Here is a 14,173-nt window from a genome sequence, read left to right as displayed (position 1 = left end):
AACGCGGCGCTGCTCATGGACCCGGCGTTTCCGAATCGATGTAAGGAACTGTGTCAGCATGAGGCTCTTGCTTATCCGCCACGGGCAAACCCCCGGAAACGTCTTGGGGCAGTTGGACACGGCGTTTCCCGGTCCAGGACTGACTGAACTCGGTGAACGTCAGGCCGCTGCGCTCCCGGGGTCTCTTGCCAACGAGGACATCGCGGCCATCTATGCATCGACCCTGATCCGCACCCAGCTGACGGCTGCCCCGCTTGCAAAAGCCCTTGGGCTTGAGGCCACCGTATTGGACGGCCTGCAGGAGATTGAGGCCGGGGCCTTGGAGAAACTCACCGACCACGAGTCGCACCACCGGTACATGAGCACCGTTTTCGCCTGGACCGACGGTGAACTCGACGTCCGCATGCCGGGAGCGGGTGATGGCCACGAGTTCTTCGCCCGCTACGACGCTGCCATTGCCAAGGTGGCAGCGGCAGGCGACGAATCCGCCGTCGTGGTCAGCCATGGTGCTGCGATCCGCTGCTGGGCAGGTCGCCGTGCCGTGGATGTTGGCCGCGAGTTCGCCGCCACCCACCAGCTGCAGAACACCGGAATCGTGGTGCTCGAAGGCGATCCGGAGATCGGCTGGCGCCTGCTGCACTGGGACCAAAGCCCGGTAGGCGGACTTGCCTTGGCCGACCGGACGGTCGAAGATCCCACCGGTGACGCCGTCGAATGACGGCCGCGTGAGGCCAGCCCCAAAGCACCGGTATTTCTCCGGACGCTTACGCGTAGGAAACACCGTGGTAACCCCCGCTTCTTAGGCTTGATAGGCATAACCCCCTCCGGCGAAAGAGGTTCCGATGCAGACCAATCCGCGGCTCAACATCAGACAGGTCACTTGGGCTAACCCGGTGGGTGCAGACCTCCGCGCGGCGCAGCAAGCGGAACTGGACGCGCGTTTCGGCAACTCAGACCACGAGCCCGGACCCGCGCCATCGGAAGCTGATACTGCCGTTTTCGTCGTGGCCTACGAAAAGTGCTCCGGCCAGCCCCTGGGTTGCGGAGGGCTAAGGATTCTGGATGCCGAAACCGCGGAAATCAAGCGTCTATACGTCGTCCCTTACGCGAGGGGCTCAGGAGTGGCCAGCTCCATCCTTGCCGCGCTGGAAGCGCAGGCACATGCCCACGGTTTCAGCATGATCACAGCGGAAGCGGGGTCGGCCCAATCGGACGGCCGCAGCTTCTACGAGAGCGCCGGCTTCGCCGCAGTGCCCAACTTCGGTCCCTACATTGGTGTCAGCCACTCGCAGTGCTACGCCAAGCCGATCGATTCGCACAGCGCCTCGCACACGGCTATGGCCTAGGGAGCGGCGGCCACCGGCCACGGCCGCCCTCCGTCCGCGGCCGCCCTTCGGATCAATCCAGGCTGCGTCCGCCCTGCCCCAGATGTGCCCGATTCAGGGCTTCAATTTCTTCATCACTCAGGTCGTCGAAGCTCTTGGCCTCATGCTTGTCGCTCCGGGAGAACCGGACGAACATCAGGATGATGAGGGGAAGATCCACGATCTCCGCGAGGAACCACATCAGGTCTCCCGCGAGTTGCTGGTCCCGCAGCGGCGAGGGGAACCAGCCTGGCTGATTGCCCAAGACTGACGTGGCGCCGTCGAGAATTCCGGGGCTGAGCCGCATCAGGACCCCAGGCACCGCATCGGCGAGCAGCTCGATAAATACAAAGATGAATTCGACCACGATGAGCGATGAGGTGCGTCCCGCGCCGTCTTCCATGATCGGTACGGTCATGAGGAGTCCCATGACGGGCACCAGCAAAGTCAGGATGACGTCGGCGGCGGGGTTGGTCCGGAGCACGTAGAAGAACGGGGTCAGGAACACCGTGAACATGGCGAGCCCCAGAAGCGCCGCCACGAGCGTGTTGCTGAGCATCCGAACGAGCCGATGCCCGAGGACCGCTTCCACCCTCGCCGCGCCCACGGGGCCAAGGGTCTGCCTTGCAAGTGTTAGCGGCTTGCCCAGGCCAATCAACAGCGGGACCACAAACAGATAAGACGTCACTTTGAGGGTGAATGCCCACCGCAGATCGTGGCTGTAGGTTCCCGGGAATCCAAAGCTGAGGGCCGCGAAACTGCCCAGGCCAAGGAAGAAGAAGGCAAACGAGTTCCACAAGGGCCAGCGGATATCCCGGCGTTTAGCGGCAATCAGGCCCTTTGAATACAGGACGACTGCGGCAATAAGAATGACCAGGGCGGGCCAGTTCATTGACCAGGCGCCCAACACGGCGTCCAACGGCGGCATGGTCAGTGGTCCACGTCAGAAGACCGGGCGCTCAGCCCGGCGCTGTGGTCGGTTTTGTCGAGATTCATGGTGTTCCTCCAGCGCGTTCCCGGTGTGCCGCATGGTGCGCGAATCGGCGTGTCGTGTTGTGCCCTGAACCGGGTGCACCGTATCCATGTTACGGAGTCGCGCCGAGCATGGCACGTCGCATGAGACGCGGGCGCCCGGGCTCGGCTAATCTCGCATTATGGAAAAGGCCGACATCACATTCCGGACCCGCAAGTGGATACGCCCGGAGGACCTCAACGCCAACGGCACGCTGTTCGGTGGAAGCCTGCTGAAATGGATCGACGAGGAAGCGGCAATCTACGCAATCCTCCAACTTGGAAATGGCCGTGCCGTCACCAAGTACATCTCCGAAATCAACTTCGTCAGCTCGGCCGTCCAGGGCGATCTCGTGGAGATGGGCCTGACCGCAGTCCGCTTCGGCCGGACGTCGCTGACCATGCGCGCGGAGGTGCGCAACATGATCACCCGCGACAGCATCCTGACCATCGAGGAAATCGTGTTCGTCAACCTCGGGCACGACGGCCGGCCGGAACCGCACGGCTACACGGAAATCACCTATGACCGCGACCGCATCCCCACGCACCACTTAACGCAAGCGCTCCACGAGGACTAAGCGCCCGACGTCGGGCCCTCCTCAAGCGGCAGGCCCCCTAAAGCGGCGGCCCAGTCCAAAAGCCTTTCCCCCGGAAACGGGTGCTGGCGGCCGCGAAATTCGCGGCCGCCAGCTTGTTGCGGTCAGCGCCTGTCGAAGGTGAGACCGCCGGGGACCTGGAACGTCGGCATGAGTTCCAGCATGCCCACATTGACGTGGCGAGGGGTTTCGATGGCGTAGTCGAGGGCGTTGACGATGTCGTCAGTGGTCAGCGACTCGTAGCCTTCGTAGTAGGTCTTCCACGCTTCTTCCATGGCTTCAGGCGTGCCGCCCATGTTCCGGCCGAAGATCTCGGTTTCCACCCGGCCGGGGCAGATCTCGGTCACGCGGATGCGCTTGCCGACCGTGTCATTCCTTAGTTGCCGGGAGATCTGGTGCACGGCTGCCTTCGTGGCGTGGTACACCGTGTGGCCGTAGAAGTTGTAGACGCCTGCGATCGAGCTGATGTTGATGATGTGGCCGAGATCGCGCTCCACCATGCCCGGGAGGACCAGCCGCGTGAGCTGAAGCAGGCCGCGAAGGTTGACGTCGATGAGCTCGTCGATGTCCTGCTCGGACGAGTCCAGGAGGTTGCCGGGCCGGGAAACTCCGGCGCAGTTGACCAGGACGTCGACTTTCAGTTCGCTCACGACGGCGGTCAGGGCCGCTGTGTCGGTCAGGTCAACTACCTGCGGGATAGCACCCGTACGATCGGCCAGTTCGCTGAGGCGTTCCTCGTTGCGCGCCACGGCGTGAACGGTCAGGCCTCTTTTGGCCAGGCGCTCCGTGATCGCGGCACCCATACCGGTTGACGCTCCGGTGACGAGGGCGGTGTTGTAGTCGGAAAAAGACATCGGTTCTCCAAAGAGTGGAAATGGAAGGCACGAACTGTGCCCGAGGTCAGCGGCGCTTAAGCGTCGCGCAGGGGTTCGTGGGCCCGGTCCTTGACCGTGCTCACGGCTGCAAGCGTGCCGAGGGCCGTGATGACTGCGTAGAAGGCGGGCATGTAGATGTTGCCGGTGCTGCTGATGAGCCAGGTCATCAGCAACGGGGCCGTTCCGCCGAAGAGCGCGGAGGAGATGTTGTAGCCGAGACCGTAGGCGGAGTACCGAACCCGGGTGGGGAACAGCTCAACGATCAGGATGTGGATGACGGCCGTGTGGCCGGCGAAGACAACGGCCATGATCGAGGCGCCAAGGATGGCCAGGCCCATGTTTCCCGTTGCGATGAGGGAGTAGGACGGGATGCCCAGGATGGTCATGGCGATAGCGGAGCCGGCGATGACCTTCTTGCGGCCGATGCGGTCGGACAGGGCACCCATGAAAGGAATGGCGATGCAGATGACAACCAGGCTGCAGGCGGTAATGAACAGTGCCTCGCCGATGGTGAAGTTGAGCTGCTTCCCCTTGAGGAACGTAGGCATGTAGGAGAACAGGACGTAGTAGCCGGAGCCGTTCATGAGCGGGATGAAGAGGGCCAGAACCATGGCACGGCGGTGCTCAGCGGACTGGAAGGCCTCCTTGAGCGGGTTCTTGGAGAGACCGCCCTCTTCCTTGAGCTTTGTGAAGTTGGGGGTGTCCGCGATGGCCTTGCGGATGTACCAACCGATGACGCCCATGGGAATGGCGACCAGGAAAGGAATCCGCCATGCGAAGGAGCCGAAGCCACCGCCGTCGATCGCGGCCTGGGTGAGCCAAGGAGACATGGAGAACGCCACGAGGGTGCCGGTGAGCAGGGCTGCGAACGAAGCGATCTGTGCGTAGGAGGTGATGATGCCGCGCTTGCCTTCGGGGGCGTGTTCAGCGAGGAAGGTCATAGCGCCGGCGGCCTCGCCGCCAACCGAGAAGCCCTGCAGGAGCCGCAGGAGGACGAGCAGTATGGGCGCCGCGATGCCGATAGCCGCGTACGTGGGCAGGATTCCGATACCGGCAGTGGCGACGCTGATCAGCAGAATGACGAAGACCAGTAGCTTTTGCCTGCCGATCCGGTCACCCAAGTAGCCACAAACAACTGCGCCAAGGGGCCGGACGAAGAACGACACTGCGTAGCCGGCGAACACGAACAACAAGGCGTTGTCCGGGTTGCCCGGGGCAAGGAACACCAAGGCAAGTGTTCCGGCCATAAACGCGAAGATGCCGTTGTCATAGAGTTCCACGAAGATGCCAACGCAGCCTGCGGTGACAACCTTGCGCGTTTGACGGCCTGTGAGCCGTTCATGCTGCACTTGTGCAGCGTTGGTGTTAGCGGTCATGACATTTCCTTCTTGATGTTGAGCGTAGCAACGCCTATTGGTTTTGACGACAGGTTTTTAGCTGCATGCCGCAACCGGGAGGTCCTGCCACTGGGGTCGGCATCCAATGCCAAGGAGTCCGAAGACTGTGTTGACGGATTCGCGGAGGGTTTCAAGTTGCGCCCGCGAGCGCCGGTGGGCGGAAGTTGCCTCCGCCACCGTTGTTTTCCTGAAGTGGACCTTGTCGCCCGGGCGGGCTTGGGCAAGGACATCCAGGCCATTACTGGTGACCACAGCGAGGACCGGATATCCGGCGGTGACGCCGCGTCCCCGATGCAGTACCAGCAGTTCTTCCCGTGAGGGAACTTCGACGGCGCCCACCGGGACCCCGCGCGACAGCACTTCACCGCTTGAGGTTCTTTCCGGAAGTTGGCCGCCGAGCCTGAGGCCGATGTGGTTGCTCCGGCCACTCACGGCGTATTCCGACGTGAAGAGCAATTCGGCGGAATCGCCAAACTCGGCGACATCCGGACCGTCGGTCACATCGACCATCAGTTCCTGACCCATGTTCGGCCGTTCAAGGCCAAGGCGGAAGAGCGGAAGGTCGAAGTACGGTTGGCGAACAGGGCCCACGCTGCGGCGGGTCGGGAGTGTGGTTCCTTCCTTGAGTTGCAGGCCGAAGCCCACAACGGTGTCCGGGGCACAACTACCCAGCAGCGTTGGCGCCTCCACGGAGCCGTGGACGGCCAGGTAGGCACGGAGGCCCCGGTTGATTCCCCGGATGGCCACCGTCTCGCCCGCACGGACCGAAACCGGTTCCCACTGGCTGCACGGACGCCCACCGACGGTGAGCGCCAGCGGAGCGCCCGTAACTGCGATCAGGATGTCGGAGTCGGCCTTCATCCTGAAGTCGAGGGCCGTGATCTCCACCAGGGGATCGTTGTCCAGGTTGCCAGCCAGGATGTTGGCAGTCCGGGCCGAATACTGGTCCAGGGCGCCGTTGACCGGCAGTCCAAAGCGCGGTCCGCGGAAACGGCCAAGGTCTGTGACCACGGAGTTTCCCGGTTGCTGGATGAGGATGTGCCCGTTCATGGCCTTGGTTCCAATTCCATACCGACGTACGAGTCGAATTCTGCGGCCTCGATAGGACGGAACCGGAGAATGTCTCCTGGCTTGTAAGGGACCAGTGGTTCACGACGAATGTTCAGGACGGTCAAAGGGGTCTGACCGATAACGCACCAACCACCCGGCGCGGACGCGGGAGCGATGACGGCTTGGCGTCCTGCCACGGCCACGGCCCCTGCCGGGACGCTAAGCCGGGGATCCTTGAGACGCGGTACGGGCTTGGAGAACGCGGGGCCGTCCATCATGGGCGAGCCAGCCGGTGCACCCAGGCAGCGAACGGTGTAGGTCTTTTCGGTGTGGAGGCGGATGACTTCCTCGGTGGAGATGCCCTGGTATTCGGCTACCCGCTCCAGGTCGGGACCGAAGTCGCCGCCGTAGACCACCGGGACGTCAAACTCACGGGGTGCCGTGGCGGCGCCGGCGGAACGGCCCATTTCGAGGAGTCCCAGCTTGACGAACGCGCGCACCTGACGGGCCGACACGAGGACGGGGTCGAATTCCACCAACACGGAATCGTAGGTGGGTACCGCGCCGTGAAGGCCCTCGGCGCCACAGCTCTCCAGCCAGTCTGCTAGACGGTGGACTGTGAGCCAGTTGTCCTCGCTTGCTTCAGCAAGGGCGACAACGCGCAATGCGGAGTCTCCGGATTCATAGATCTCGGTGGGAGCCGCAGTGAGAACGGACATGTCAGGCCGCCTTCCTCTTGGCATCCATGACCTCTGCCAACGGGGCGATACGAACGCCGGCCGAGATGAGCTCCGAACGGATGAGCCGGGCGAGTTCGACAGCGCCGGGGTTGTCTCCGTGAAGCAGGACGGTGTCCGTGGAGATGTCGATGTCAGTGCCGTTGGCGCATCGGATCTTGCCCTCGCACACCATGCGGACCGTTCGCTCGACAATGGCCGAGGGATCGTGCAGTACCGCGCCGGGCTCGCTGCGCGGAACCAGCGTGCCGTCTTCCTGGTATGCGCGGTCGACGATGCCAACAATGGCCACGTCCAGGCCGGCGGAACGTGCCGCGTTGCCCAACTCGCCCTCCTGCGCTACCACGATGAGTTCGTTGTCCACGCGGGCGGCGGCCTCAGCCACGGCCTCAGCGTAGTCCGCACGGACAGCCACGAGATTCCCCAGCCGGCCGTGCGGCGCAATGTGGGTCACTTTGGTTCCGTGGAAGGCAGCGAAGCCGTTCAGGGCTCCCAACTGGTACAGCACGTCCGCACGTACCTCGTTGGCTGTCAGGCCCATGTCCCGGCGGCCGAAACCACGCAGGTCAGGGAAGCTGGGATGGGCCCCAATGCCCACCCCGCGGCGAACACATTCAGCAACGGTGGCGTCCATGATGTCGGGATCGCCCGCGTGGAACCCGCAAGCGATATTGGCGCTTGAAACGATCTCCAGAAGATCGGAGTCGCTGCCTATGGTGTAGGCACCGAATCCCTCTCCAAGATCCGCTACAAGATCAATTGTCGGGTTCACGTGGTTCTCTTTCCGTGGTTCTGCATTGGGGTCCGGAATTCCATACGAACGGCTGGAATATCGGAAGAATTCAGTTGCCTGTTCGATTGAAAGTGTTTGGCTAAAATTCGTCAATCAGAGGAACTGTCGGTAATTCTTTGGTGATAGAAGTCTCGCACCGACGAACTTCGGGCACAAAGACCTATTCGCTATCACGGGATAGCTCTCGGTTATGACCTACGGCACACATGCTGCTGGCAGGGACCGCATGCCGCCGAACCGCCGTCGTCGTCCTCCTTGTTGAAGGTTGACGACGGCAGGTCACCGAATGCGTCTATATTTGGGTATCGGGACAATTCGGTTGATGGGGAGTCAACGAACTGTCAGTAATGATTGGGAAACGCCACCATGGGGATGTGGATCTCAAATTAGTCGTTGAGAGACAGGTCACACAAAGACGGATTGTGTGTCCCTACATAGAATTTCCTTATGGTATCCAGGCCCCGATGAGGGCCTGGAGGAAGGCAGACCCATGGACACGCGGAAGCTCTCATACTTTGTCAAGATCGTTGATTCGGGGAGCATCACCAAGGCCGCCGCCGCGCTCCACGTCGCGCAACCTGCCCTCAGCCAGCAGGTGTCGGCGCTGGAAAGCGATTTGAAGCAACGCCTGCTGATCCGCAGTAAGCAAGGAGTCGAGCCGACCGCCGCGGGGCACACCCTCTATCGCCACGCCCAGACCATCCTGCGACTCGTCGAACAAGCACGGCAGGACGTAGCGACATCCGGGGCCGCGCCGTCGGGCAGGGTGTCCATTGCCATCGCCCCGTACAGCATGGCCTCGAGCCTGACGCCGCAGATCATCCGCGAGGTTGGCCGGCGATACCCGGACATTGTGGTGCACCTGACGGAAATCTTCGGCGGCGTGCTGAGCGAGGCAATCAAGAACGGCCGCCTCGACATGGCCCTGATCTATGAGCCGGGGAAGATCCGTGGAGTGCAGTTCACCACCATGATTGTGGAAGACCTGCACTTGGTGACCCACGAAGACGTCGACGTGGCCCAGGGTCGAACAACGGTCACCCTCGAAGAAGCCAGCGGCCTTGGACTATTCCTCCCCGAAAAGAACCACACCCTGCGCCAGATCATCGAGAAGGGACTGGCCGAGCAGGGGTTGCCCCTCCGGCTCGTAGGCGAAGTGGAATCGGTTCCGTCGCTTGTTCGGCTCATCCGCGCAAACCTCGGGGCCACCGTCCTTCCTAAGTCCGCCGCTGATGCGCTCTTCCCTGATGAGAACTTCAAGGTATTGCGGATCGTCGAACCGGCCCTGCAGAGCAAGATTGCCCTGTGCACCCCTGACCATGAGCCGCTGTCCGAGGCCGCCTCCGCCGTGCTCATCCTGGTCAAGGAGATGCTCCAGCAACAGTTGATCAGCAAGTACGCGGCCGATACACCCGAGGCTTGATCCATCCATAACATTGCCTTATCCGGACAGACATCTTTGGTCTTATTCACGGGCGTTTTAATTTCCTATTATCGAATTAGCAAGTAATTCGAAAGCGGCTCGCGGATTCCGTGAACCCAATCAAAGGAACAGCGGTGAAAAAGATCAGCCAGACCGGGTGGGCTTCGAATCCAACCCTCGGAGCCATCAGTGCACGGACCGGATTCCACTGCCCAAGGAACGGTTTCTGGCGGCCAGTGGGCGGCGTGGGCGAACCCCTCTTCGTCTTCGAAGGAAGCCTCATGCCGGCCCACGCGGGACACAGCATCGAGTGGTACCTGGTCGACGCACGGTCAGGACACCCCGGACTGGACTGACTCGGGGTTTCCTCAAACCCCTCGCACGACTCAAGGCGCCCTGCCCCCGGCAAGGCGCCTTTTGCGCGCCCGGAAACGGGCGCGCAAAAGGCCGGCCACCGCATTCGGTGACCGGCCCCAGCGAGACAATTAGTCTTCGACCAGAAGCCCCTTGGCCTTCAGCTTCTCCGTCAGCCCGCACAACTCGATGGTGGTGCCTCCCGCGTGGTAGGCCTTGATGAGCTCGCGTTCGGCGTCGTCCCGGGCCTGGGAGAGGGCAATGACCTCCTCGGCTTCCTCACGGCGCACTACCACGACGCCATCAGCGTCACCGCGCAGGATGTCGCCGGGGTAGATGATCTCATCGCCGAAGACGAGCGGGTGGTTGATCGGCCCAAGGGTTTCCTTGACCGTGCCCTTGATACAGACGCTGCCCGAGAACACCGGGAGGCCCAGTTCGATGAGGTCCTGGGTGTCCCGCACGCCCGAATCCGTCACCATCGCTGCAATGCCCTTGGCTTTCATGGCATTGCCCAAGACGTCGCCGAAGGTTCCGGCGTCGGAAAATTCCTGCGCACCGACCAGGACCACGTCGCCTGCCTGGGCGTAGTGGATGGCTACCTGCAGCATGAGGTTGTCCTGCGGGGCGCAAGCCACGGTCACGGCCGGGCCGCAGAACGACATGGAGCGGTCGATCGGCTTGATCTTCGAGCTCAGTGCGCCGCGGCGTCCCTGTGCTTCGTGGATGGTAGCGGAGGAAAACGCCGCAAGGCGACTGACGACGTCGGCGTCCGGCCTCTGGAACTTGGTCTTAACGTGGATCATTTCCTGAATCTTTCTCTTGGCTGGCTTCTGGGGTGCCCGTAGGGCTTAGTTGAGGACGCTGACTGCCTTGCGGATCGAGTCCACGCCGGCGTTGATGGTCTCCAGCGATGTGGCGAAGGAGATCCGGAAGTAGGGGCCAAGGCCATATGCCGAGCCCTGGATGACGGCGACCGCAGCCGCGTTGAGGAGGTACAGGGTGAAGTCCTGGTCGTTTTCGATGACCGTGCCGTCCGGAGTGGTCTTGCCGATGACGCCGCTGCAGTTCACGTACGCATAGAAGGCACCCTCGGCCGGGGCGACGGACAGTCCGTCAATGGCGTTGAGGCCTTCGACGGCGACGTCCCGGCGCTTGCGGTAGACCTCCACGCTGTCCCGGACGAACGACTGGTCACCGTTCAGCGCGGCTGCCGCGGCTGCCTGGCTGACCGAGGACGGGCACGAGGACGTCTGCGACTGCAGCTTGTTCATGGCCGCGATCAAAGGCGCCGGGCCCACGCCGTAGCCAAGGCGCCAACCGGTCATGGCGTAGGCCTTGGAGACGCCGTTGACCAGCAGGATGCGGTCGCGCAGGGAAGGAACCGCCGTGACGAGGCTCGTTACCCGGCCGTCGCCGAAGTGGATTTCGTCGTAGATCTCGTCGGTGAGGATGTAGACGTGCGGGAATTCCTCAAGGACGGCACCCAGCGCCTGCAGTTCTTCGCGTGAGTACACGGCTCCCGTCGGGTTGGACGGAGCGTTGAGGATGAGCCACTTGGTCTTGGGAGTGATGGCTTCTTTCAGAGCGGCCGGCGTGAGCTTGAAGCCGGTGTCTTCTCCACAAGCGACGATCACGGGCGTGCCGTCGTTGGCGAGGACCATGTCCGGGTAGGACACCCAGTACGGTGCCGGGACGACGACCTCGTCGCCCTCGTTGAGCGATGCCATGAGCGCAACGTAGAGGACTTGCTTGGCACCGCCGCCGATGGTCAGCTGGTTCGCTGCGTAGTGCACGCCGGTGTGGCTTTCAATCCGGCGGAGGATGGCGGTCTGCAGCTCGGGCGTTCCAGTCACCGAGGTGTATTTGGTCTCGCCGGCGTTGATCGCCTCGATAGCGGCCGCCTTGATGTGGTCGGGGGTGTCGAAGTCCGGCTCGCCGACGGTCAGGTCGATGATCGGGATGCCTTCGGCTCGTAGTTCACGGACGCGGGCGGCGGCCGCAACGCTCGCTGAGGACTTGATGCGTGTGACCCTCGACGCCGGCAGGTACTCGGACATTGTCTTCTCCAGAATCGTGAAACTCAGGATTCGGGTGTCGAATCCCCAATTTCGAGACTAGGCACTGCCGGGCGCCGTGGATAAGACCTAATGTGCGTGGATCAATAAGAGACCCTTATGACCGCCTGATCCATATGGGGGCTCTGTTGTCGTTTAGGGAAATTTCAAACACATATGGGAATCTTCCATGCACTTTCCGTATGGGTTCACGCGGTATTGGTATTTCCGCGGAGGAGCGCGCAGGCAGCAGGGTGTGCGACGACATCGAACTTGCATCGCTGACCGGCCTCACGCCGGACCACATCCGCAAGGCCACCCGCCGAATCCGACGGCCCGCCTAATCCTCGCGTCCTCACTCCTTCTTTGCCGGAGGCGTCCTGCAGCTAAACAGTTCCTGTGTTCCTGTTTTCCTGGCGATGAGCACTGTCAATGCGCGGGCTGACGTTGAAATCGGTTCAAAATGTTGGATCGATCGCGCGCCAACGTTCCAGATGCGCTTCACGCCCAGCACCCGGTCGTGCTCATCCGTGGCAACCAAGGGCGGACTTCCCTGCCCTGCCATGGGCCTGCGTTTCCAGCACAGACTGACTACCGTCGCGTGCTCCCAGAATTCCACGGCAGTGACGAAGAATTCGCGCCCCTCATCATCCAGAAACAGCCCGGACTGCGGGACGTAAACAGCCCGAAGATCGTACTCGACGGTGCCTGAACGGCTTGCACCCGGCGGTTGGGCGATGGCTGCAGCTTGTTGAGGATTGAGATCTGGTTGCGCGACCACGGCATGCTCCATTGAAGTTGCGGACGACCCCCTCCTCGACCGCCCCCGAGGGGCCTCGGGGATATCCAATGTAGCTCTGTCCAAGGACCTCCGGAAGAGTACCGACTACCTACCTACTTCAGTAGCTCGACGGCGTGTCACCTGTCCCGCCAACGGGCGCTCCGCCGTCGGGGGCTGTTGGGATGAACCTGTCGGCGAGGGCTTCCGTGCCGCGGGCGAGGAGCGCGACATCCGCGCCGACCAGCACGAACGACGCACCGGCGTCCATATACGCACGGGCCGTGGCCTCGTTGAAGGCGTTGACGCCGCCGGGCTTGCCCGCGGTCTTCGCCGCAGTAAGGCAGTGCTCGACGGCGGTGCGCACCTTCGGGTGTTCCTGCTGTCCCAGAAGGCCCATGGACGCCGCGAGGTCGGAGGGCCCGAGGAAGATGGCGTCGACGCCGTCGACCGCCAGGATCTCTTCCACGGCGGCGACGGCGGCCTCGGTTTCGATCTGAACCGTGACGCTGATGATTTCTCCGGCGCGGGCGAGGTAGTCCGGGATGCGGTTCCAGCGCGAGGCGCGGGCCAGGGCCGAGCCGACGCCCCGCATGCCATGCGGCGGGTAGCGGACGGCCGAGACTGCGGCCTTGGCTTCCGCGGCGGAGTTGACCATGGGGATGAGCAGGTCCTGCACGCCCAGGTCCAGGTATTGCTTGAGGAGCACGGTGTCGTTGACCGGAGGGCGGACCACGGCCTGGACGGGGTAGCCGCGGACGGCCTGGAGCTGGGCGAGGATGGATTCGAGGCCGTTGGGGCTGTGCTCGGCGTCGATCAGGAGCCAGTCCAGCCCGGCCCCGGCGCACAGTTCGGCGATCAGGGGGCTGCCGGAACACACCCACATCCCGACGAGGGGCCGGTCCGCTGCGGCCAGGGCTTCGCGGAACGTGCGGTCTGGTTCTACTCGAACCGGCATGTGACAACTCCCAAGGGTCCGTAGTCGGCGTGGACGGTATCGCCTTTGTACACCCACATGGGGCGGGTGAACGAGCCGGCGAGGATGATCTCCCCGGCCTTCAGTCCGTCGCCGTGCGGGGCGATCTTGTTAACGAGCCAATGAACGCCGTTAGCCGGGTGGTCCAGGACGCCCGCGGCGACCCCGGTCTCCTCCACGGTCTGGTTCTTGTACAGGATCGCCGAGACCCAGCGGAGGTCGACGGCGTCCGGGCGGACCGGGCGCCCGCCCACCACCATGGCGCCCATGGCCGCGTTGTCCGAGATGGTGTCCACGATGGTCCGGCCCTCCATCTCGATCCGCGAATCCAGGATCTCAAGGGCCGGAACCACGTAGTCGGTGGCGTTCAGGACGTCGAAGATCGTGCAACCGGGGCCGGAGAGGTCCTTCTTGAGCACGAACGCCAGCTCCACCTCCACCCGCGGGTGGGTGTACTGGTCCCACGGCACGGAGCAGCCGGTTTCCAGGACCATGTCGTCGAAGATGGCGCCATAGTCCGGTTCCGTGATGCCCGTGGCGTCCTGCATGGCCTTGGACGTCAGCCCGATCTTGCGGCCCACCAGCGTGCGGCCAGCCTCCTCGTTGCGGCGCCGCCACAACTGCTGCACGGCGTAGGAATCCTCGACCGTCATCTCCGGGTAGCGGGCAGTCAGGCGCGGAACCGGGGTCCGGCTCCGGCCCGCCTCCAGCAGTTCGTCCGCGATGGTTTCTATCGTCTTCGGGTCAAGCATCTCCACACTC

Annotated in this window: 16 protein-coding genes; 5 read left to right on the top strand and 11 right to left on the bottom strand. The window is 63.1% G+C overall.

The genetic code is table 11. From position 1 onward, the window contains the following. The first annotated feature begins 58 nt into the window (after positions 1 to 58). Positions 59 to 718 (top strand): histidine phosphatase family protein, encoded by a 660-nt coding sequence (locus tag ABD742_RS23590; protein WP_234751785.1) that lies wholly within the window; start codon positions 59 to 61, stop codon positions 716 to 718. A 124-nt stretch (positions 719 to 842) separates the two neighbouring features. Beyond that, positions 843 to 1,346, top strand: coding sequence for a GNAT family N-acetyltransferase (locus ABD742_RS23585; protein ID WP_234751783.1), 504 nt, complete (start codon positions 843 to 845; stop codon positions 1,344 to 1,346). A 52-nt stretch (positions 1,347 to 1,398) separates the two neighbouring features. On the opposite strand, the gene ABD742_RS23580 is transcribed toward ABD742_RS23585, so the two are convergent. After that, positions 1,399 to 2,256 (bottom strand): cytochrome c oxidase assembly protein, encoded by an 858-nt coding sequence (locus tag ABD742_RS23580; RefSeq protein WP_344789218.1) that lies wholly within the window; start codon positions 2,254 to 2,256, stop codon positions 1,399 to 1,401. A gap of 262 nt (positions 2,257 to 2,518) precedes the next feature. On the opposite strand from ABD742_RS23580, the gene ABD742_RS23575 reads away from it, so the two are divergent. After that, positions 2,519 to 2,953, top strand: a complete 435-nt coding sequence (locus ABD742_RS23575; RefSeq protein WP_084784486.1) for an acyl-CoA thioesterase — start codon at positions 2,519 to 2,521, stop codon at positions 2,951 to 2,953. Positions 2,954 to 3,075: 122 nt separating this feature from the next. On the opposite strand, the gene ABD742_RS23570 is transcribed toward ABD742_RS23575, so the two are convergent. The 5 genes from ABD742_RS23570 to ABD742_RS23550 are packed head-to-tail and all read right to left on the bottom strand — an operon-like array spanning position 3,076 to position 7,802. Next, complete coding sequence (locus tag ABD742_RS23570) at positions 3,076 to 3,825, bottom strand: SDR family oxidoreductase (RefSeq protein ID WP_234751778.1); 750 nt, start codon at positions 3,823 to 3,825, stop codon at positions 3,076 to 3,078. A 56-nt stretch (positions 3,826 to 3,881) separates the two neighbouring features. Next, entirely contained in the window at positions 3,882 to 5,222 is a 1,341-nt protein-coding gene (locus ABD742_RS23565; RefSeq protein ID WP_234751775.1) for an MFS transporter, read from the bottom strand. A 57-nt stretch (positions 5,223 to 5,279) separates the two neighbouring features. Beyond that, positions 5,280 to 6,293, bottom strand: a complete 1,014-nt coding sequence (locus ABD742_RS23560; protein WP_234751772.1) for a 5-oxoprolinase subunit C family protein — start codon at positions 6,291 to 6,293, stop codon at positions 5,280 to 5,282. Continuing rightward, on the bottom strand, positions 6,290 to 7,012 hold the full coding sequence (locus ABD742_RS23555; RefSeq protein ID WP_234751771.1) for a 5-oxoprolinase subunit B family protein: 723 nt from the start codon (positions 7,010 to 7,012) through the stop codon (positions 6,290 to 6,292). The genes ABD742_RS23560 and ABD742_RS23555 overlap by 4 nt, the downstream gene beginning before the upstream one ends. 1 nt (position 7,013) lies before the next feature. Further along, positions 7,014 to 7,802: a LamB/YcsF family protein gene (locus tag ABD742_RS23550; RefSeq protein WP_234751769.1), complete on the bottom strand. Its 789-nt coding sequence runs from the start codon at positions 7,800 to 7,802 to the stop codon at positions 7,014 to 7,016. Between the two features lie 511 nt (positions 7,803 to 8,313). Here ABD742_RS23550 and ABD742_RS23545 point away from each other — a divergent pair. Continuing rightward, entirely contained in the window at positions 8,314 to 9,246 is a 933-nt protein-coding gene (locus ABD742_RS23545; RefSeq protein WP_234751768.1) for a LysR substrate-binding domain-containing protein, read from the top strand. Positions 9,247 to 9,380: 134 nt separating this feature from the next. Further along, on the top strand, positions 9,381 to 9,602 hold the full coding sequence (locus ABD742_RS23540) for a hypothetical protein (protein WP_234751766.1): 222 nt from the start codon (positions 9,381 to 9,383) through the stop codon (positions 9,600 to 9,602). 129 nt (positions 9,603 to 9,731) lie between these two features. On the opposite strand, the gene ABD742_RS23535 is transcribed toward ABD742_RS23540, so the two are convergent. From ABD742_RS23535 to hpaH, 5 genes are all read right to left on the bottom strand, one after another. Further along, on the bottom strand, positions 9,732 to 10,406 hold the full coding sequence (locus ABD742_RS23535; RefSeq protein WP_059388748.1) for a 4-carboxy-4-hydroxy-2-oxoadipate aldolase/oxaloacetate decarboxylase: 675 nt from the start codon (positions 10,404 to 10,406) through the stop codon (positions 9,732 to 9,734). 45 nt (positions 10,407 to 10,451) lie between these two features. After that, positions 10,452 to 11,660: an aspartate transaminase gene (locus tag ABD742_RS23530; RefSeq protein WP_234751763.1), complete on the bottom strand. Its 1,209-nt coding sequence runs from the start codon at positions 11,658 to 11,660 to the stop codon at positions 10,452 to 10,454. Between the two features lie 352 nt (positions 11,661 to 12,012). Next, complete coding sequence (locus tag ABD742_RS23525; protein WP_344789209.1) at positions 12,013 to 12,438, bottom strand: hypothetical protein; 426 nt, start codon at positions 12,436 to 12,438, stop codon at positions 12,013 to 12,015. Positions 12,439 to 12,556: 118 nt separating this feature from the next. After that, positions 12,557 to 13,393, bottom strand: coding sequence for an HpcH/HpaI aldolase family protein (locus ABD742_RS23520; RefSeq protein WP_234751760.1), 837 nt, complete (start codon positions 13,391 to 13,393; stop codon positions 12,557 to 12,559). After that, entirely contained in the window at positions 13,378 to 14,163 is a 786-nt protein-coding gene (gene hpaH, locus ABD742_RS23515) for a 2-oxo-hept-4-ene-1,7-dioate hydratase (RefSeq protein WP_234751758.1), read from the bottom strand. Before hpaH ends, ABD742_RS23520 begins: the two co-directional genes overlap by 16 nt. Positions 14,164 to 14,173 lie beyond the last annotated feature (10 nt).

The sequence above is a fragment of the Arthrobacter ramosus genome, from assembly GCF_039535095.1.
GTDB lineage: Bacteria > Actinomycetota > Actinomycetes > Actinomycetales > Micrococcaceae > Arthrobacter > Arthrobacter ramosus.
This window is presented reverse-complemented; position numbering and strand designations above follow the sequence as displayed.

What these genes read in the sequence shown, in the direction of transcription:
- ABD742_RS23575 (WP_084784486.1), top strand. Translation starts at nt 2,519, where the DNA reads ATGGAAAAGGCCGACATCACATTCCGGACCCGCAAGTGGATACGCCCG.
- ABD742_RS23585 (WP_234751783.1), top strand. Translation starts at nt 843, where the DNA reads ATGCAGACCAATCCGCGGCTCAACATCAGACAGGTCACTTGGGCTAAC.
- ABD742_RS23530 (WP_234751763.1), bottom strand. Translation starts at nt 11,660, where the DNA reads ATGTCCGAGTACCTGCCGGCGTCGAGGGTCACACGCATCAAGTCCTCA.
- ABD742_RS23520 (WP_234751760.1), bottom strand. Translation starts at nt 13,393, where the DNA reads ATGCCGGTTCGAGTAGAACCAGACCGCACGTTCCGCGAAGCCCTGGCC.
- ABD742_RS23560 (WP_234751772.1), bottom strand. Translation starts at nt 6,293, where the DNA reads ATGAACGGGCACATCCTCATCCAGCAACCGGGAAACTCCGTGGTCACA.
- ABD742_RS23590 (WP_234751785.1), top strand. Translation starts at nt 59, where the DNA reads ATGAGGCTCTTGCTTATCCGCCACGGGCAAACCCCCGGAAACGTCTTG.
- ABD742_RS23580 (WP_344789218.1), bottom strand. Translation starts at nt 2,256, where the DNA reads ATGAACTGGCCCGCCCTGGTCATTCTTATTGCCGCAGTCGTCCTGTAT.
- ABD742_RS23565 (WP_234751775.1), bottom strand. Translation starts at nt 5,222, where the DNA reads ATGACCGCTAACACCAACGCTGCACAAGTGCAGCATGAACGGCTCACA.
- ABD742_RS23555 (WP_234751771.1), bottom strand. Translation starts at nt 7,012, where the DNA reads ATGTCCGTTCTCACTGCGGCTCCCACCGAGATCTATGAATCCGGAGAC.
- ABD742_RS23570 (WP_234751778.1), bottom strand. Translation starts at nt 3,825, where the DNA reads ATGTCTTTTTCCGACTACAACACCGCCCTCGTCACCGGAGCGTCAACC.
- ABD742_RS23535 (WP_059388748.1), bottom strand. Translation starts at nt 10,406, where the DNA reads ATGATCCACGTTAAGACCAAGTTCCAGAGGCCGGACGCCGACGTCGTC.
- ABD742_RS23545 (WP_234751768.1), top strand. Translation starts at nt 8,314, where the DNA reads ATGGACACGCGGAAGCTCTCATACTTTGTCAAGATCGTTGATTCGGGG.
- hpaH (WP_234751758.1), bottom strand. Translation starts at nt 14,163, where the DNA reads ATGCTTGACCCGAAGACGATAGAAACCATCGCGGACGAACTGCTGGAG.